The 15,864-nt window shown below is 71.1% G+C and carries 31 protein-coding genes and 1 pseudogene; 16 read left to right on the top strand and 16 right to left on the bottom strand.

The window, feature by feature from the left end; genetic code table 11:
* Genes ACQPW6_RS31120 through ACQPW6_RS31095 form a run of 6 tightly spaced genes read left to right on the top strand, consistent with a single transcriptional unit; the run spans nt 1 to nt 3,085 of the window.
* On the top strand, nt 1–498 hold the full coding sequence (locus ACQPW6_RS31120) for a hypothetical protein (protein WP_433893030.1): 498 nt from the start codon (nt 1–3) through the stop codon (nt 496–498).
* Nucleotides 499–532: 34 nt separating this feature from the next.
* Nucleotides 533–799 carry a hypothetical protein gene (locus ACQPW6_RS31115; RefSeq protein WP_433893029.1) on the top strand — a complete coding sequence of 89 codons (267 nt, stop codon included), beginning with the start codon at nt 533–535 and terminating at the stop codon, nt 797–799.
* Complete coding sequence (locus ACQPW6_RS31110) at nt 799–1,755, top strand: GH25 family lysozyme (RefSeq protein WP_433893028.1); 957 nt, start codon at nt 799–801, stop codon at nt 1,753–1,755. Before ACQPW6_RS31115 ends, ACQPW6_RS31110 begins: the two co-directional genes overlap by 1 nt.
* 40 nt (nt 1,756–1,795) lie before the next feature.
* Nucleotides 1,796–2,077, top strand: a complete 282-nt coding sequence (locus ACQPW6_RS31105) for a hypothetical protein (RefSeq protein ID WP_433893027.1) — start codon at nt 1,796–1,798, stop codon at nt 2,075–2,077.
* A gap of 4 nt (nt 2,078–2,081) precedes the next feature.
* On the top strand, nt 2,082–2,429 hold the full coding sequence (locus tag ACQPW6_RS31100) for a hypothetical protein (protein ID WP_433893026.1): 348 nt from the start codon (nt 2,082–2,084) through the stop codon (nt 2,427–2,429).
* On the top strand, nt 2,426–3,085 hold the full coding sequence (locus tag ACQPW6_RS31095; RefSeq protein WP_433893025.1) for a collagen-like protein: 660 nt from the start codon (nt 2,426–2,428) through the stop codon (nt 3,083–3,085). Before ACQPW6_RS31100 ends, ACQPW6_RS31095 begins: the two co-directional genes overlap by 4 nt.
* Before the next feature lie 142 nt (nt 3,086–3,227).
* Here ACQPW6_RS31095 and ACQPW6_RS31090 read toward each other — a convergent pair whose 3' ends face one another.
* The 9 genes from ACQPW6_RS31090 to ACQPW6_RS31050 form a co-directional block, all read right to left on the bottom strand.
* Nucleotides 3,228–3,863, bottom strand: a complete 636-nt coding sequence (locus ACQPW6_RS31090) for a hypothetical protein (RefSeq protein ID WP_433893024.1) — start codon at nt 3,861–3,863, stop codon at nt 3,228–3,230.
* A complete protein-coding gene (locus tag ACQPW6_RS31085; RefSeq protein ID WP_433893023.1) occupies nt 3,860–4,405 on the bottom strand; it encodes a hypothetical protein in 546 nt (181 codons plus the stop codon). Before ACQPW6_RS31085 ends, ACQPW6_RS31090 begins: the two co-directional genes overlap by 4 nt.
* On the bottom strand, nt 4,402–4,569 hold the full coding sequence (locus ACQPW6_RS31080) for a hypothetical protein (RefSeq protein ID WP_433893022.1): 168 nt from the start codon (nt 4,567–4,569) through the stop codon (nt 4,402–4,404). Before ACQPW6_RS31080 ends, ACQPW6_RS31085 begins: the two co-directional genes overlap by 4 nt.
* Nucleotides 4,566–5,384 carry a DUF2637 domain-containing protein gene (locus ACQPW6_RS31075; protein WP_433893021.1) on the bottom strand — a complete coding sequence of 273 codons (819 nt, stop codon included), beginning with the start codon at nt 5,382–5,384 and terminating at the stop codon, nt 4,566–4,568. Before ACQPW6_RS31075 ends, ACQPW6_RS31080 begins: the two co-directional genes overlap by 4 nt.
* A gap of 90 nt (nt 5,385–5,474) precedes the next feature.
* Entirely contained in the window at nt 5,475–5,639 is a 165-nt protein-coding gene (locus ACQPW6_RS31070) for a hypothetical protein (protein WP_433893020.1), read from the bottom strand.
* A gap of 42 nt (nt 5,640–5,681) precedes the next feature.
* Nucleotides 5,682–6,791, bottom strand: coding sequence for a glycosyltransferase family 2 protein (locus ACQPW6_RS31065; RefSeq protein WP_433893019.1), 1,110 nt, complete (start codon nt 6,789–6,791; stop codon nt 5,682–5,684).
* On the bottom strand, nt 6,788–6,982 hold the full coding sequence (locus ACQPW6_RS31060; protein ID WP_433893018.1) for a hypothetical protein: 195 nt from the start codon (nt 6,980–6,982) through the stop codon (nt 6,788–6,790). Before ACQPW6_RS31060 ends, ACQPW6_RS31065 begins: the two co-directional genes overlap by 4 nt.
* On the bottom strand, nt 6,982–7,143 hold the full coding sequence (locus ACQPW6_RS31055; RefSeq protein WP_433893017.1) for a hypothetical protein: 162 nt from the start codon (nt 7,141–7,143) through the stop codon (nt 6,982–6,984). Before ACQPW6_RS31055 ends, ACQPW6_RS31060 begins: the two co-directional genes overlap by 1 nt.
* On the bottom strand, nt 7,143–7,283 hold the full coding sequence (locus tag ACQPW6_RS31050) for a hypothetical protein (RefSeq protein WP_433893016.1): 141 nt from the start codon (nt 7,281–7,283) through the stop codon (nt 7,143–7,145). Before ACQPW6_RS31050 ends, ACQPW6_RS31055 begins: the two co-directional genes overlap by 1 nt.
* 190 nt (nt 7,284–7,473) lie before the next feature.
* Between ACQPW6_RS31050 and ACQPW6_RS31045 the strand changes: the two genes are divergently transcribed.
* The 4 genes from ACQPW6_RS31045 (at nt 7,474) to ACQPW6_RS31030 (ending at nt 8,655) form a co-directional block, all read left to right on the top strand.
* Nucleotides 7,474–7,752, top strand: coding sequence for a hypothetical protein (locus ACQPW6_RS31045; protein ID WP_433893015.1), 279 nt, complete (start codon nt 7,474–7,476; stop codon nt 7,750–7,752).
* Nucleotides 7,745–8,074, top strand: coding sequence for a DUF6221 family protein (locus tag ACQPW6_RS31040; protein ID WP_433893014.1), 330 nt, complete (start codon nt 7,745–7,747; stop codon nt 8,072–8,074). Before ACQPW6_RS31045 ends, ACQPW6_RS31040 begins: the two co-directional genes overlap by 8 nt.
* A complete protein-coding gene (locus ACQPW6_RS31035; protein ID WP_433893013.1) occupies nt 8,071–8,301 on the top strand; it encodes a hypothetical protein in 231 nt (76 codons plus the stop codon). The genes ACQPW6_RS31040 and ACQPW6_RS31035 overlap by 4 nt, the downstream gene beginning before the upstream one ends.
* A 111-nt stretch (nt 8,302–8,412) precedes the next feature.
* The gene (locus ACQPW6_RS31030; RefSeq protein ID WP_433893012.1) at nt 8,413–8,655 is read left to right on the top strand and encodes a hypothetical protein; all 243 of its coding nucleotides are present in this window, start codon (nt 8,413–8,415) and stop codon (nt 8,653–8,655) included.
* Between the two features lie 61 nt (nt 8,656–8,716).
* Here ACQPW6_RS31030 and ACQPW6_RS31025 read toward each other — a convergent pair whose 3' ends face one another.
* Both ACQPW6_RS31025 and ACQPW6_RS31020 read right to left on the bottom strand, forming a co-directional pair.
* Nucleotides 8,717–9,112: a hypothetical protein gene (locus ACQPW6_RS31025; RefSeq protein ID WP_433893011.1), complete on the bottom strand. Its 396-nt coding sequence runs from the start codon at nt 9,110–9,112 to the stop codon at nt 8,717–8,719.
* Between the two features lie 18 nt (nt 9,113–9,130).
* The gene (locus ACQPW6_RS31020; RefSeq protein WP_433893010.1) at nt 9,131–9,505 is read right to left on the bottom strand and encodes a WYL domain-containing protein; all 375 of its coding nucleotides are present in this window, start codon (nt 9,503–9,505) and stop codon (nt 9,131–9,133) included.
* 103 nt (nt 9,506–9,608) lie between these two features.
* Between ACQPW6_RS31020 and ACQPW6_RS31015 the strand changes: the two genes are divergently transcribed.
* Both ACQPW6_RS31015 and ACQPW6_RS31010 read left to right on the top strand, forming a co-directional pair.
* A complete protein-coding gene (locus ACQPW6_RS31015; protein WP_433893009.1) occupies nt 9,609–9,830 on the top strand; it encodes a hypothetical protein in 222 nt (73 codons plus the stop codon).
* Nucleotides 9,827–10,102: a hypothetical protein gene (locus ACQPW6_RS31010; RefSeq protein WP_433893008.1), complete on the top strand. Its 276-nt coding sequence runs from the start codon at nt 9,827–9,829 to the stop codon at nt 10,100–10,102. Before ACQPW6_RS31015 ends, ACQPW6_RS31010 begins: the two co-directional genes overlap by 4 nt.
* 1 nt (nt 10,103) lies before the next feature.
* On the opposite strand, the gene ACQPW6_RS31005 is transcribed toward ACQPW6_RS31010, so the two are convergent.
* Nucleotides 10,104–10,280 (bottom strand): hypothetical protein, encoded by a 177-nt coding sequence (locus tag ACQPW6_RS31005; protein ID WP_433893007.1) that lies wholly within the window; start codon nt 10,278–10,280, stop codon nt 10,104–10,106.
* Nucleotides 10,281–10,402: 122 nt separating this feature from the next.
* Here ACQPW6_RS31005 and ACQPW6_RS31000 point away from each other — a divergent pair, with 122 nt between their 5' ends.
* The 4 genes from ACQPW6_RS31000 to ACQPW6_RS30985 all read left to right on the top strand — a co-directional run bounded on the left by ACQPW6_RS31000 (nt 10,403) and on the right by ACQPW6_RS30985 (nt 12,773).
* Nucleotides 10,403–11,638 carry a helix-turn-helix domain-containing protein gene (locus ACQPW6_RS31000; RefSeq protein ID WP_433893006.1) on the top strand — a complete coding sequence of 412 codons (1,236 nt, stop codon included), beginning with the start codon at nt 10,403–10,405 and terminating at the stop codon, nt 11,636–11,638.
* A gap of 126 nt (nt 11,639–11,764) precedes the next feature.
* On the top strand, nt 11,765–11,968 hold the full coding sequence (locus ACQPW6_RS30995; protein ID WP_433893005.1) for a hypothetical protein: 204 nt from the start codon (nt 11,765–11,767) through the stop codon (nt 11,966–11,968).
* Nucleotides 11,969–12,167: 199 nt separating this feature from the next.
* Nucleotides 12,168–12,563 carry a hypothetical protein gene (locus tag ACQPW6_RS30990; RefSeq protein WP_433893004.1) on the top strand — a complete coding sequence of 132 codons (396 nt, stop codon included), beginning with the start codon at nt 12,168–12,170 and terminating at the stop codon, nt 12,561–12,563.
* 54 nt (nt 12,564–12,617) lie between these two features.
* A complete protein-coding gene (locus ACQPW6_RS30985) occupies nt 12,618–12,773 on the top strand; it encodes a hypothetical protein (protein ID WP_433893003.1) in 156 nt (51 codons plus the stop codon).
* Nucleotides 12,774–13,083: 310 nt separating this feature from the next.
* Here ACQPW6_RS30985 and ACQPW6_RS30980 read toward each other — a convergent pair whose 3' ends face one another.
* The 4 genes and pseudogenes from ACQPW6_RS30980 to ACQPW6_RS30965 all read right to left on the bottom strand — a co-directional run.
* On the bottom strand, nt 13,084–13,320 hold the full coding sequence (locus tag ACQPW6_RS30980; RefSeq protein ID WP_433893002.1) for a helix-turn-helix domain-containing protein: 237 nt from the start codon (nt 13,318–13,320) through the stop codon (nt 13,084–13,086).
* 140 nt (nt 13,321–13,460) lie between these two features.
* Complete coding sequence (locus ACQPW6_RS30975; protein ID WP_433893001.1) at nt 13,461–13,700, bottom strand: hypothetical protein; 240 nt, start codon at nt 13,698–13,700, stop codon at nt 13,461–13,463.
* A 426-nt stretch (nt 13,701–14,126) separates the two neighbouring features.
* The gene (locus ACQPW6_RS30970; RefSeq protein WP_433893000.1) at nt 14,127–15,674 is read right to left on the bottom strand and encodes a recombinase family protein; all 1,548 of its coding nucleotides are present in this window, start codon (nt 15,672–15,674) and stop codon (nt 14,127–14,129) included.
* A 29-nt stretch (nt 15,675–15,703) separates the two neighbouring features.
* Nucleotides 15,704–15,853 (bottom strand): annotated as a pseudogene (locus tag ACQPW6_RS30965) (FAD-dependent oxidoreductase); the annotation flags it as partial.
* Nucleotides 15,854–15,864: the final 11 nt, after the last annotated feature.

The raw sequence follows: 15,864 nt of genomic DNA, 5'->3' as shown, positions 1-15,864 counted from the left end.
ATGACGGGCGTACTGGCCGGCCAGCGGATCCTGTCCGCCCGGGAGAACGACAACTCCGCGCGGACCCTGGCCTACACGGCGATCGTCGCGAACTCGGCATCCTCCGCGAGCACCACCGAAGTGGTGGCGATCACCACGCCGACGATCCTGTTCCGGTCCGCGCGGGCATTCCGGCTCTCGATCAAAGGCCGGATGGCACTGACCGCGACAGGCGACGAGGGGCAGATCGGCGTACGCAAAACCAACTCGACTACCAACCCGAAACTGTTCGACAGCTTCCGGTTCGGCGGCGGCCCGGCGGGAACGTACGGCTACTTCTTCCAGAACATCGTGATCAATACCAGCGGATCGGATGTGTCCGTGCCGCTGGTGATGACCTATTTCCGGGTCACCGGGACCAGCGTCGCCATCTCCGCGTCCACCGCCGATCCCTCGTACCTGATGGTGGAGGACATCGGGCCCGCTTCGGACTACCCGTCCGCGACCAGCCTGACCTGACCTGCATCCCCAACCACCTGCCCTGGGAGGGCTCATGACCGAGCAGCAGCCGTCTGTCGGCCGCACCGTCCACTACGTCAGCCGAGGCAGTGCGGACGGGGCATATGCCTCCGAGTGCCGCGCCGCCATTATTACCGCCGTCGAGCCCTCCGAGGGCGACGGAAGCCTGGCCAACATGCGAGGCCCGGAGCCCGTCTCGCTGGCCGTACTGAACCCCGAGGGCATGTTCTTCAAGCAGGGTTGCCGGCACTCCGAGGGTGCGCAGACCGGCGGCACCTGGCACTGGCCGGAGCGCGTCTGATGGCCGCCATCAGCTTCGCGGTGGACGTATCGGGCAACCAGCCTGCCCACCAGAATTGGAAGTCGTTCGGGTGCCACATGGGCATTGCGAAGGCCACCGAAGGCCAGAAGACGACCGACCCATGGTTCACCAAGCACGCCGCCGACATCCGGGGAGCCGGCCTGGTCTTCGGTGCGTACCACTTCGCGTGGCCCAACCAGAGCGCGCTGACGGAGTCCGCGCACTACATCGCCACCGTGAAGCCGTTCGCGGCCAAGGGGATGTACCACCTGCTGGACCTGGAGCCGTACAGCGACGGGCGGAACTACGCCGGTCGGACGGCCGAGCAGATCAAGGCGTACGCCACAGCGTGGGTCGCCGAGGTGCAGAAGGCGTTTCCCGGCCAACCGGTGCGGGTCTACACCCCCCGGGACAACGTGACCAAGCACTACCCCGGCAACAGCGGCGGCTACTGGTACCCCGCCTATCCAGTCCAAGGCAGGAGTTTCGCGCAGGCCGCTGCGCTGGCCCGGCCCTCGGTGGCGGGCGCCGGCTCCGTGTGGGGCTGGCAGTTCACCAGCGAGCCCCGGGACATGACCGTGATCTACGCCAGCCCCGCAGACCTCCGCGTCACGGTCTCGGGCCCCACCCCTGCCCCGACCCCGGAGGACGACATGACTGCAGCAGACGTCTGGAACTACAAGATCCCCGTCAGCCCTGACAAGGGAGCGGCCGAGGTTGAGGCCGCCCGGCACCTGCGCGGAACCGCCGCGCTGGTGAGCCAGCTCAACGACATGGTCAAGCAGCTGCTCGCCCAGCAGGCTGCGAGCACCGCCACGATCAAGGCCCTCGCCGCGGCGATCGGCTCCGGGGACGACGTGGACACCATCGTCGCCCGCGTCACCCAGGCCATCGCCGACACGCACGTGCAGGTGACCATCATCGGCGCCGACGGCGACGTCCCGGCCGCCGGCTGAGCCCCCTCATCAACCCAACCAGCAGAAACGGATCCGCACCATGACCATCTACGACACCCTCGCGTCCCTGTGGCGCACCGCCGTCCCGATCATCGTCGGCACCCTCGTCACCGTGCTGGCGCACGCCGGCCTGAACGTGGACTCCGCCGCGGCCATCGCGTGGCTGACCGCCGCGTTCTCCGGCGCCTACTACACCCTGTTCCGGCTCCTGGAGGCGCACGTCTCCCCGGCCTGGGGATGGCTGCTCGGCCTGGCACGGCCGCCGGCCTACCCGGCGCCTGCCGCATCCCCGACGGTGGCACCCCCGGTCAAGGGCGCCTGAACCAGTGCCGGACGAGCCGACCACGAGCGAGCTGATGCGCCGCCTGGAGGACGTACGAACTGACCTCAAGGAGGACATCGGCAGCCTCGCGGGACGGCTCGACGGCAAGGTCGATTCGCAGATGCTGGCACTGCAACAGCAGGCGCAGGACGAGCGGGCCGCGCAGCAGGCGGCCCGCATCGCAGCGTTGGAGGAGGCAGCCCGCCGCGAGGCGCAGCGACGCGAGGACGAACGTCAGGCGGCTGCTGCCCAGCGGGCGGCCGACCGGCGGCTGGTCCTCACGGCGCTTATCGCCCCCGTGTTGATGGTCCTGCTGGCGGCGTACCTGGCGACGAAGGGGGCCGGATCATGAAGTCGGTCAGGACGGATCGGCGCGCTGACGCGGTGTTCGCCGTCGGCGTCGTGATCGCGGTGGCGTTGCTGGCGTGGGTGGTGATCACCATGCAGTCCCTCGCCCACGACCTGCGGGACGCCAACTCGGCGCGGGACCAGCTGGCCCGCCAGGTGCAGGGGTTGGGTGCGTCGCCGGTAGCGGGCCCGCCGGGGTCCCGCGGGGAGCCGGGCGGTGCAGGGCACGAGGGCCCGGCGGGTGTGCCGGGGCCGTCCGGGCCGCCGGGATCGCCCGGCCCGGTCGGTTCGCCCGGTGCTGCCGGCCGGACGGGGCCGACGGGTGCGGCCGGTATCGACGGCGCTGTCGGTTCGCCGGGGACCGGGGCTACGGGCCCGGCGGGCGCGGACGGGCAGCAGGGCCTTCAGGGCGACCCGGGGCCGGCCGGTTCGCAGGGTGATCCGGGTCCGGCTGGTCCTGCCGGCCCTGCGGGGCAGGACGGGGCTGATGGCAAGGACGGGACCGACGGAGCGCCGGGGCCGGTCTGCCCGACCGGGTACTCCCAGCAGCCCGCGCTCGATGACCCGGACGCGCTGGTGTGCCGGCGCGACAGCCCGTCGTCACCGTCGGCCCCGTCCTCGTCGCCGCCGGCCGTGGCGCAGGACCGCCGCCGGCCCTGAGCAGACGTACGCCCCCACCGCGCGTTGCGGTGGGGGCGGCTTTCGTGCGTCCGGGGTCAGTGCCCGCAGCGCGGCTTCGTCCACCACCCGCACTTGGCGCAGTAGCCGAGGCCGTCGGCGGCGAACTCGATCAGGCGGCGGATCATCGGCGGCCCTTCTGCGCGGCGCCGTAGGTGAGCACCCGACCGCCCTGCCCGACGTCGGTGGCCGTCCACGTGTTGGTGTTGTTGTTGGAGTCCTGATCTGCGGAAACAACACCAACAGGGGGCGGTCCGTCAACGCGGGGGAGCGGCGGCAGGTCGTCCCGGTGGATGCCGGTGGTGACGGCAGGCTGAGCGCCGGCCACCCGCACGCCCTTGCGGACGGTCGCCCCGACCTCTTCGCACATTGCGGTGACGACGGGCCCCGTCCACTCGTAGTCGGGCAGCTCGACGTCGAGGCGTTCGCGGACCGCCCGGAGGTGGACGTTGCCGCCGCCGGCGACGTCGTGCAGCAGCTCCAGGAACGCGGCCGGCGAGATGACGGGCTCGTCGTCCTCCGCTTCCTCCTCGTCGGGTGCCGCGCCGGCCACGGCGGCAGCCACGCACCCGAGGAGGAACGCAGCCGGCATGAGCCATGGGTGCAGCGCCATCGCGGTGAGCGCGAGGGATGCGGCGACGCCGAACACGACCCAGCGGGCGAGGGTCTCGCGCCACTCCCCCGCCCAGATGATCTTGGGTAGGCCGCGCAGTAGGACCATCGAGCCGGCCGCCATGCGCTGGCCGATACGGGCGCTCATCGGGCGACCGCCCCGTACCAGGACCCGGCGAGGTTCACGGCCGAGGCCAGCGGCACCGCGGCGATCCCGGCGACACCGGCCGAGGTGCCCACCAGCATGCCCGCGACAGTGCCGAGCAGGCTGTACAGCCGGGGCATGCGCCGCGACCAGGCATGATGCCCGAGGACGAGGGCCGTCCAGATCGCGAGGACGCAGTACCCGCCGTCGCTGAGCACGACGGGAACGGCCCGGTTCACCGACGGCGACGACCCGCCGATGCCCCACACGAGGTAGGCGTAGCCGATGCCGTTGCCGCCCCACAGACCGAGTTTCCCGATGGTCCCGAGGACGCTGATCGACGGGGACGCAAGGACGACGAGGATGCCGTAGCAGAGCGCCAGGACGAACGGCAGCAGCGCGGTGAACGAGCGCCCACCGGAGCCGTCCTCGCCCTTCTTGCCGCCGCTCTTGTGCCACCAGCGCTGGATGACGAGCGCGATGATGACGGTGCCGATGGTGACGCAGCCCAGCGTCACCTTGGGGTTGCCGAGGTTGAGGTTCACAGGAGTCCCCAGTGGAAGACGAGGGCCACGTAGCCGCTGACGGCGACGATCAGGGCGCTGGTGGTGAGTACGGGGCGGAGGGTGCGGCGGTCAACCGAGAGGAGGCCGGCGGCGGACCCGGCCATGGCGATCAGGAACACGACGAGGCAGATGGCGGTGGTCATGCGTAGCCGCCCCCGCCCTGGCCGACGTTGCCGTCCTTCGGCTTGGACCGGGACAGCACCGTGCGGATGTACGCCGTATCAACCGCGACGCCCTGCTGCGCGAGGAGAAGCGCGATCGCCGCGGGTGATGCGTCGGGCTGGAGCACGGCCGATGCGGCGAGGATCGCCGCGGTCTTCGTGGTCTGCGCGCTGATGCGCGGCATCGCCGGGACCTGCGGCGTATCAGGTTCCGCATCGTGGTGCGCGGGCACCGCATCACGCGCATCACCTGATGCGGCAGGGGGCTGCTGGACGGGATCGAGTTGGTCCAGGCGAGCGCCGACGGCGCCGCGCAGGGTCCGCCACGCGCGGTCCGGGAACATCACCCAGGCGAGGACGGGGATGTGCGGCATGCGCTCGGCGACGAGCCCGCGTTCGCGACGCTGCTCGTCGCGGACGTCCCGGCGGTGCAGTTCGAAGAGGAGTTCGACGGCGCCGGAGATCGCGGCGAGACCGTATGCGGCGGGGAGCCCGCCGAGTTGGCGGCCGTGGGTCCAGTTGAGGATCGCGGAGACCGAGACGAAGGCGAGGATCGCGGCGCGCGGGAGGCCGGCGGGGGTGCCGCGTTCGACGGCGCGCCGGGCGTACTCGGCGCAGATGAGGCCGGCGAGGTCGAACATGAGGGAGAGGGCGTAGGCGAGCCAGGTGGCCATGCCCCAGCCGGTGAGTTGGCCGGAGATGGACCAGGCCGCGGCGGCGAGCATCATCAGGAGGACGAGGAACCAGGCGGCTCGTACGAGTCCTCCGAGTCGGCGCCGGGGTGGCGGGGTGGTCACGTCGGGTCCTTCCGGTGCGGCGTGGTTGGGGGCGGGTGGCTGCGCCCGCGCGCGGGAGGGGGTGGCGCGGGCACAGCCGGTCGGGGCGGGTCAGTGGTCGCGGCGGCGGACTCGGGCGAGCTTGATCACGGACAGGCCGGCCGCGATCAGGGTCAGGGCACCGACGACCATCGCGAGTCCGTTGAGGCCGGTCGCGGCGAGCGTCCCGGTTGCTGCTGCGCCGCCGGCGGGGCCGACGGTGTTCATGCCGTACATGGGTGTGGTGTGCCTCTCGGTAGTGGTGACGGGCCGGGCCGCTCAGGTCGCGACCCAGCACTCCTCGCGCCGCAGGACCAGGTCGGCCAGGGCGCGGAAGAACACGGCGTGCTGGAACATGTCGAAGAGCAACTCGGGGATGAGGGCCGCGGCGATGAGCCGGCCGGGCCAGCCCGACCGCCACACGCTGGTCACCTTCTCGATGACGAAGATGCCGCCGACCGCGGTCCAGAACGGGCTGACGCCGAGGTGCCCGGCGTAGGCGAGTTCGAGCCCGACGAACACCAGGTACAGGCCGAACGCGAGGGCGCCGGCGCCCATCATGATCTGCTGCCCGAAGTACGGGGCGGTCGTGCGGGTCACGCCGTAGGCGCGGAGGTTCTCCAGGGCACCGCGCTGCCACCGCAACCGCTGCGACCACAACGCGGGCAGAGTGGTCATGACCTCGGTCGTGACGTGGCACTCCCGCGGCGACACCGTCCGGTACCCCAGCGTTTTGACCGCTTTGGTGATCTCGTCGTCCTCGGTCAAGCCGGTCAGGGAGTAGTACGAGGACGTCCCGCCGTCGGGGATCAACCCGTCAGCGCGGGCGGCCTTGACCTGCCGCAGCACCCGCACCCGGAACAGCGACGCGGTGCCGGTCAGGACCGTCGCCCGGTCACCGCGGCGGCCGATCTCCCACGCGTACCGCTGGTACTCCATCCGCTGCAACTGCCCAAGGAACCCGCCGCCGGGCTCGCCGTAGAACACACCGCCGACCGCACCGACCTTCCGGCGCATGCCGGCTGCGGCGTGCTCGACGAACCCCGGGGTGAGGACCGTGTCAGCGTCCTGGATGAGGATCAGGTCGTGGTCGTCGAGGTCGGGCAGGATCTCGTCGAGCGCCCGGTTCAGCGCGCCGGCCTTCTTGCCGGGGATCCCGCGGAGGTTGAGGACGGCGGCTCCGGCGTCGCGGGCGGCGATGCAGGTGGCGTAGTCGTCGGTGCAGTTGTTCGCGATGACGATGATCTCGTCGGGGACGCGGGTCTGCGCGTCGAGTCCGCGGATGGCGGCGGCGATGCGGTCGGCTTCGTTGCGGGCGGGGATGAGCGCGATGACCCGGCGTCCGCCCGTGGTGTGGGTGGCGGGGTGTTCGAGGACGGGGGTGCTCATCGCCTGCGCCCTCTGTGCTCGTTGTCGGCCCATGCCCATCCCTGCCGGTCGGCGCTGGCCGCGTTGCGGTGGGGGCGGCCCATGCGGTGGGCGGCGCGCCGCGCTTCCTTGCGGGCTTTGCGGTCGGTGGCGGACTCGCGGCCGGCGTACTTGGTGGCGGCCAGCTCGCGGTCGCTGCGGAACCAGCCCATCAGCGGCGGCCTTCCCGTTCGGCGCGCGCGGCCTGCACGGTCGCGTTGTGCTGCGCGGAAGTGGGGGCGGGCTCGCGGTGCTCGGTCGGCCAGTACGCGGGCTGCTCGGCGTCCTCGGGGCGCGGCTCCTGCCCGGCAGCGTCGCCGGTCGCGGGCGCCATCAGGCGCTCGCCGGGGCGTACTTGGGGCGGCACACGTACTGGCCGTTGATGACGAGGGCGCCGCATTCGGGGCAGATGCTGGCGTTGGCCAGGGTCGGCGCGGGGGTGGGCTGGTTCGGGGGGTGATCGCTACGCTGCACGGTGGTGCCGCCTTTTCGTGTGTTTGTGGTGGTGCTGACGGCCCGGCCATGTGGAGCAGCAACTCCGGCCGGGCCGTCTCTACTTGGGCAGCGCGTGCTGCTTGCTGACCACCGTAGGGGTCCCCTACAGTTCACGCAAGCGGCCCGCCGAAACGGAAGGGCTGGCATGGGCGACGAGGAGGTGCAGCGCGTGACAGACGCTGTGGAGGCGGTGGACCAGATCCCCGACCGCGAGGAGCGGGTCAGGACCAAGAGCCGCGTGATGGCCGCCCAGGCTGAGCGGAACAAGGACTGGTCGGCGGAGCGCGACGAGTTGGTCCGCGAGTTGTGGGACGGTGGTGCGGGCCTGTCGTATCAGGAGATCGCCGACCGTCTGGGCATCAAGAAGACGACGGTTCAGGCGGTGTTCCGCGGCAAGGGGTCGGGGACGACGCGCCCGAGGGTGAAGAAGGAGTCCGACGGTGGATGACCTGATCGAGTTCCTGCGGGCACGGCTCGACGAGGACGACCTGACCGTGCGCGAGGCGAACACCTCACCGGAGATGGTGACGGGCATCCCGCGCTCGTACGCGGAGGCTCCCGTCGCGATCCACATCGCGCGGTTCGCGAACCCGGATCGCGTGCTCGCCGAGATCGAGGCGAAGCGGGAGGTGCTGCACATCTTCGAACGCACCCGTGACTACTCGCCGATCTTCATGAGCGGCATCGGCGCTGCGATGGTCGGCACACTCCGGCTGCTCGCACAGGCGTACGACGGTCACCCGGACTACCGCGAGGACTGGCGGCCGTGAGCGCCGGGACGGCGCGGTTCGTCTGCCCGCACGGTTGCGGTTGGCACTACGACGAGCCCGCCCTCTCGGACGTCGATCTCGCCGGTATCGTGCCCGACCCGCAGGCCACGACCATGCAGGGCATCGTGATCAGCGAGACCCGGCGGGCGTTGCTCTGGCGGGCGCAGGCCACCGAGCAGCAGCTCGGCGAGCACCTGCTCGCGCACCTCAATGAGCGCAAGGACTGACCCCGGGCATACGACCGCCCCGCCACCGGCTGCTCGGCGACGGGGCGGCGCCGTGTCACGAGACCGTCACAACGCGCACAGCGTCTTCACCCGGCGCGGATACTCGCGGCCATGACGGACACCGAGAGACCCGCCCCGACGCCCTGGATTCGCCGCCGCACCACGCAGGCCGGCATCGTGCTGCTGCTGTTCCTGATCTGGTCGCTGGCCGCCCGGCAGTGGACGGACAAGGGGTGTGACGCGATCCCTCAGTCGTACGTCCTGTCGGTGACGCACTTCGGTACGCCGGGCTCTACTCAGGGTTGCGAGACGGAGCCTGGTGGGCCGGCGTATACGGACGACTACGACGGCTGACGCGCCGCCGGGCCGTGCCACCGAGGGGAATCGGCCACACGGCCCGGGCAGGGCGGAACGGTCAGAGCCACTGGAGGTTGGACACGGCCATGACGTCCCGGAGGCACAGCGCGCCCAGCTCGCTGGTGCTCAGGCCCTCCTTCTGTGCGCCCTCCCAGACGAGCTGCGGGGAGACGGCGCCGACGAGGGTCTGGAGCGGGCCCTTGCAGAACAGGGCCATGAGGGCGGCGTCGGTGGCGTGGTCGGCGCCGGTCTTGGCGGCTTCGGCGAGGGCTTCCTTGTAGGTCATGGTGGTCTCCGTTCGGTTCGGGCTGAGCGCGTAGCTGATGGCGGTGAGCGCCCGTACCTCGGCCTGCTCGTCGGCGCACAGGGCGCAGTCGGGGGTGAGTCCGTCGTGGCCGTGTTCCCAGCGGGCGTGGATGGTAGCGAGCGCGGCGCGCAGTTCGGCGAGGTACATGGCGGGCCCCCTTCCGGGTCAGGCGGCGGGTGCGAGGTGGCGGGTGGTGCGTTCGTCGCGGGCGAGCTCGTAGGCGACCATCGCGGCGGTGCTGGTCGGCGCGACGCGGATGGTGGCGGGCTGCTCGCGGGGGACGGTGTAGGCGGTGCGGTGGATCGTGTAGGCCACGAGGCGGTCGGTGCGGAAGGTGCGGGACTCGCCGGTCTGGCGGTCCATGGCCTTGACGATCGTGAAGCCCTTCGACGTGGTGCGGATGTCGTAGATCTCGATCGTGCGGATCGTCTCGGTGCCGTCGGCCTTGGTGTAGGTGATGGTCACCGGGTGCTGGCGGTCCATGGCGCGGTAGAGGGCCGTGAGGGCCTGGGCGTCGGTCTGGTTCTTGGTGAGCTTCACGGTGGTCCCCCTCGGTGCGCTTCTTCCTATGCCTCATAGATTAGGCCCAATCCATAAGGCACGTCAAGTGGATTGGGCCTAGCCCATGTGGCATCATCGGAGGATGGCAACCAAGACCGACGTCGAAGCCGCCATCGCCAAGTACGACAAGGCGATCCAGGCGGCCAACAGGCAACGCGCCCTGGACATCGCGCACTTCGCCGACCAGATGCCACAGAAGGACATCATCGAAGCGACCGGCTACAGCCGGGAGACCGTCCGCCGACTCACGGCCGACGGCCGCGCCCTCACCACGCCGCCCGTCGCCGAGGAGCCCCGCCCGTGATCGACGCCACGGCCACCGAGGTCGCCCCTTACTGCGTGGGCAGCCGGTGCGCGGACTGCGCGCCGGACGACGAGTGCTGCGAAGGGAGCTGCGGCTTCTGCCCCCGGGTGGACGAGCAGGACTGGTGCCGGATCTCGGAAGGGTACGAGGACGGCTGTACCTACTGCTCGCAGCACGGCGAGCGGTGGCTGAACGATGTGACCCGCGAGGCCGAGTTGCGCTGGCTCGACTACGAGATGTCTCGGATCGCCGCGCGCGCCGCGCTGGCCTGATCTACGCCGCGGCCTGTTCCGCGTCGACCGCGGCCTGCCACTCCGCCCACAGTTCCGCGAGCTGCGCCCGCTCGGCGCCGGTCAGCGCGATGCGGGCGGCCAGGCGGCGGATCTCCTCGTTCACCACAGCAGCCGGCCGCAGGCGCGCAGGCGCGGGCAGGGCGGGGATAGCAGGCATAGGCCAAGGATATCGGCGGGCAGTGAACACCAAAGCGCCTCGGAGCCCGAAGAACCCGAGGCGCTAACGCCCGGCAGGTGCCCGGCGTACCGTTCTGGTGTCGAGTCAGAACGGAGTTCAGCATGCCATACCCCTCCGACAGCACGGCACCCGTCACCGGCGACCGGCTCAAAACCGCCCGCGCCCGCGCCGGCCTCACCCAAGAACAACTCGCCGAGCGCGCCGGCCTCTCCCTTGGCGTGATCAAGAAGTTGGAGGGCGGCGGCACCGGCCGGCTGGACACCTACCACGCCATCGCGAGAGCCCTGAACGTGCGCACCTCCGCCCTCTTCGAATCCGCCGGTCCGCCCCACCAGCAGCGCCGGGCAGACGTCACCAACCTGGACCTGATGCCGCTGCGGCAGGCCATCGCCCCACCCGTCAGCATCGGCGGACGCCTCGCCCCCGTCGCGGACGACACCGAGCCCGACCTCGACCGGCTCGCCGCGACCGTCCAATCCCTCGCCGCCGCGTACCACGGCGACGACTACACCACCGTCGCCGACCTGCTGCCCGCCCTCGTCCAGGCCGCGCACGTCCACGCCGACCACCTCGCCCACACGCCCGCGCACGGAGACGCGCTACGCCTGCGCTCCGACGTCCTCCAGATGGCCGGCCGGTACCTCACCCAGGTCCGTGCCTACGACCTCGCCCACACCGCGCTGCGCGACTCCATCACCGACGCGGTGGCCATCGGCGACACCGGCGCGGTCGCTGCGGCCGTGTACCAGCAGGGCTGGCTGCTGATGCGGCAGGGCCGGCTCGACGAGGCGGAGCAGGTCTCCGTGGTCACCGCGGAGGCCGTCGAGCCGCGGATCTCCCGCGCGTCCCGCAAGAGCCTCGGCGCCTGGGGGAAGCTGCTGGTCCACGGCTCCGCCGCGGCGGCCCGCAACAACCGGCCGACCGAGGCCCGCGAGATGCTGCGGCTCGGGCGCACGGCGGGCGCCGCGCTCACCGGCGGCACGGTCGTAGCCCAGTCCAGTTGGGGCAGGTTCGACTGGCGCACCGTCGCGTTGCAGGGAATTGAGAACCAGCTCGTCGGCGGCCAACCGGGCCGTGTGCTGCGCCTGTCCGAGAAGATGGCCGCATCTGGTGACACCACGTTCTTGCGCCGCCATCTCCTCGATGTCGCTCAGGCCCATGCCACGCTTCGCCAGCGCGAGCAGGCTCTCGCCGTCATCGATCGGTTGCAGGCCACGACTCCGCAGTGGTTGCGGCACCAGAAAATGGCGGAGGACGTCTTCACCCAGGTCCAGGAGATGGGCGGCCGAGTCAGCCGCAAGCAGCGCGACCTGGCCGCGTTCTTCGCCGCGCCGTAGGGTCCACGCTCCGTAGACCCTGGCCACTGACGGGCGGTCAAGGTCTACGCTCCGTGACTGGTTGGCAACCGTGCCCCCTCGTAACGTCGCTGGTGACTGATCGTCGGCAGCGACAGGGAGAAGCGCGTGACCCCCAGCAGCGCCAGCGCCATCGCCGATTCGAGCACCGCGCCCCGGTTCGCATCCCTGCCAGCGACGACGGTGCCGCTGATCACGATCCACGCGGACGGCTCCCGAACCGAGGGCGTCATCCGCGTCGTCCACCCCCCTGCGCACCCGCCGACGGGCGAGCCGATCGTGCACCACTGCGCGGGGCTGACCCGGTGGTGAGCCGCTGGTGCCGGTGGCATGGGGGTACGGTGCCCGACCACGAGGCGCAGATCATCACCGCCACCGAGACCGGCTCCGGTACACCCATCCCGGTCTACGCCTGCCACGCCTGCATCCGTGACAACGGGCTGGTGCCACGGGCTGCCGCATTCATAGGGCGCCGTGATGCTGCGCCCGTGCTGCCGGCTGGGAGACCGTCGTGACCGGCCTGGACCCGGGCGGTGCCCGTGTCTGTGACGGCGGCGTACGCCTCCCCGCCGGACTCGTGGCCGCGGCGCTGGCCATGGAGACCGTGCCCGGGGCCGCGTGTCTGGCCGACGTGGAGGAGACGCCGGCCTGCCTCATCCAGGAGCACGCGCCGGACACCCCGCACTATGGTCTCGTCCTCGACCTGGACGGCATCCTCTCCGGCGCAGTGTGGGCGGTGTGGTCCCCCGGGGGCGCCCCGCACCTGGTAGTCCTCCCGGACTGCCCCGGCGACGGCGAGCAGTCCTGCTCCGGATTCGCCGCGCATCCGGGCCTGCACACCTCCGCCCTGTGGGACCTGCGGCAGGCGCATGCCCGCGCTGTCTTCGCCGCGGCAACCCACCCCTGAGCCAGGCCGCCGCCACCGCCGGCCACCCAACCCATCACCAAGGAGAAGGCGACCATGTCCAACGACGACGAGCAGGAGCTCGACGACATCGCCACGCTCGGCGCCACGACCGCAGCGGCCACCAACCCCGATCTCGACCCGGCGCTGCGGGCCCTGGCCGAGCGCGCCGCGGAGATCACGGCCGATCGACGTCGCGGCCGAGATAAGTAGCCGCCCCTGCACTGGGCGCCGCCTGGACCTCCGGCGCCCGCTTGCCACCTGGTCGCGATCCCGGGTGGTAGGCACGCCCCGCCCCTGGCCCCGCTTAGGCCGCGTAGGGGCGGGGCGCTCACGCCGGGTCGCCGCCGGTACACCGGACCAACAGGGCCCCGAGTGTGCTTATGGCCGACGGCGGCCCACCCAGTGGGGCAGCAGTGCACCGGATTGTGCCATTCCTCTTGAACGCTACGCGCGTAACAGGCAGTGTGAGGTGGGTGACTGATACATGCGATAGATCACCGCCCGGCATCATGAGCCGGAATCAGTCGCGGAACAACCGCCACGACGGGACGTCGAGCGCACGAGTCAGCCGCGCCACCTGATCGATGGAGATCGCGAAGACCCCGTTCTCCGCCCGGCTGATCGTCTTGTTGTCGATGCCGCAACGGTCCGCCAACTGCATCTGCGTCAGCCCCCGCTCCCGGCGCAGGTCGCGCAGACGCCGCCCCGTGTCCCACCGGTGCTGCTGAATCCACGGCGGAACATCATCATCGGACACCCGTCCACGCTGCGGGAACCTTGATCATCCTGTCTTTACCAAACCTGGTAAATCGAGGAGCACCACACCACACACCACCGCACAGGTCACCTCTCCTCAACGGCGAGAAGAGGCGGGGGAGGAAACAAGTGAGAGACGAACTAGCCCGGCTCGGGAGACAACTCGAAGCCGTCGCCCTGGTCATCGAGCAGATACGCGACGAACCCGACCCCGCCCGGCAGGATTACCTGACGCGCGTCGCAGAACGAGCCACAGACGCAGCCCGCCGCCAGTACCAGGAAGCCGTCGAAGAAGCCCAACGGCGCCCCGTACTGCGCCTCATCCAGGGCGGCCTGGCGGTCACCGGCCTGTCCGCGATCGCCGCACGAGCCCGACAGCACCCCGCCCCCACCGTAGCCGCCGGAACAGCCCTCGCCGCAGCAGCCGTGGGAGCCACCCTCTGGCTCACCCAGGACCACACCGACCACCCAGCCGCGCACCGGCCACCGGGCGTGACGGCGCCGGCCACCACGGTACGGCCACCCCGGCCGGCCACACCGCCGCCCCCAACCCCGGGGCCGCCCGCCACCGCACCAGGCCCCCCAACGCCCTCGGCAGCGCCTTCCACGACCCCACCCGTCCGCCCCGGCCCTCCGTCATGGCCGCCGCTCCTACCTGCCGTGAGCCTGTCCCCCGGCATGCCGCCCACCGGGGCGCCACCTGTCGGGACGCCCACACCATCGCCGAGCTCCATCCCGACGACAGTGCAGCCACCAACCAGCCCACCAACCGTTCCCCCACCAACCAGCCCGCCCCCTACTGCCCCGTCAACTCCCCGCCCCGGCCTGTGCCTCGGGATCGACCTGCGCCCCGTGGTGGCCGTCGACCTCTGCCTCGGCACCCACAGGTGAAAGATGCTTGCGCCGCAGCTCGATACACGCCGGATCCCACCCAGGCCCCCGCCACGTCGCGGGCAGAATCGTCACCCGGAACAAGGTCTTCACCGTCCACGACCGCACGTCCACCGGCTCAGCCGCCCACTGCTCCAGCGTCATACCGGCCATGCGAGCAAGCTTCCGAGTGTCCGAGGTGACGGCCAGTTGACGCCGCAGGTGACCGATCTTCCGGTCGTAGGAGGCAAGGGCCGCCATGGCGAGCACCGGATCGACGTCCGGGTGGTCTGCGGCGTTCTCGATCTGGCCGGTCAGCGTCCTTCGCCGCGCCTCCAGCGCCACGATCTCCGCACCTACTTCAGGGTTGTCGGCATGATCGTAGATGTCAGCCAGGAACTGCGGGTCGTGCAGGACCCGCAAGGTGCGGCCGATCACGTACCCGTCGGTACGCGGCACATCGCGGCCGACCTTCCGGCAGTTCGCGCAGTAGTAGAACATCCCCGGACTGTGGTTCTTCCCCGTCCGCGGCTTCACCCGCAGCCCGTGCTGGCAGTTCCAGCACTCCGCGACCCCGGACAGCAGGTACCGGCGCTCACGCCCCGGGTAGCGGTGCTGCTCTGCGTTGCGCCGCAGCAGCGCCTTGACGTCCTCCTGCTGCTCAGGCGTGATGATGCCCGGCCACGCCGCAGGCAGCAGCATCCCGTCGCGCTCGATCTGCCCGGAGATCCGCGGCGACAGCAGCAGCTTGGTGAGGGTCCTCCCCGTCCACGGGTTGCCCTCCGTAGTGCGCGAGCGCTCGTTCATCCACCGGATCACGCCGAGCTTGCCCTGCCCGGCGAGGAGCCGGGAGACGGCAGCGGCAAGGACTTTTGCCTCCTCGGGCACCATCTGCGTGGTGTCGTACAGGGGGGCGGTGATGGTTTCACCGGTGTCGGGGTCGGTGCGGGTCCGAGTCCCCACCTGCACGCCGTACCCGAAAGGCCGATGGCCGCCGACCTGTGTGAGCCCGTCGGCGGCCCGGGCTTCCAGGCCACGGCGCACGCGCCTGCTGGTGTTGTCCGACTCGCGGCACGCCTGCGCGACCTCGATGCGGAGGATGAACCGGTCGTCGGGGTTGTCGAGGTCGCGGGTGCCACTGACCGAGGCGATCCGCAGGCCCTTGCTGTCGGCCGCGCTGATGAGCTTTTCCAGGTCGTAGGGCTGCCTCATCAGGCGGTCGCCGTGGTAGACGATGATCCCGTCGATCTCACCGCCCACGACCGCAGACAGCAGTGCGTCCCACCCGGGCCGTTTGCGGTTGCGCTGCCAGGCCGAGCGGGAGTTGTCGGCGAAGACGTGGGCCTCCGAGACGACCCAGCCGCCCCGGGCGGCCAGGTCGCGGCAGTCGGCCTCCTGCCGCTCGACTTTCTCGACGGATCCGTCCGGGGCGTAGCTCAGCCGGCAGTAGACCCCGGCGCGTTGCGGTGTGCCTTCTGGCGTCATACCCAGCAGAATAGTGGATGGGGTTAATGAGTGGTAAGCCCGCTGTAGCCGCCGCCGACCACCAGCAGGTCGCAGTGCTCCTCGCCGGTCAGCGCGGGACCGGCCGGCGGCCGGCCGGGCTGGTCGAGCCAGAACGGGGTCGGCTCGGCTGCGGCGAGCGAGCGGGCGGCCGGGTCCATGCGGGTCACCA

It is taken from the genome of Streptomyces sp. CA-111067 (assembly GCF_050956065.1).
Classification (GTDB): domain Bacteria; phylum Actinomycetota; class Actinomycetes; order Streptomycetales; family Streptomycetaceae; genus Actinacidiphila.
This window is presented reverse-complemented; position numbering and strand designations above follow the sequence as displayed.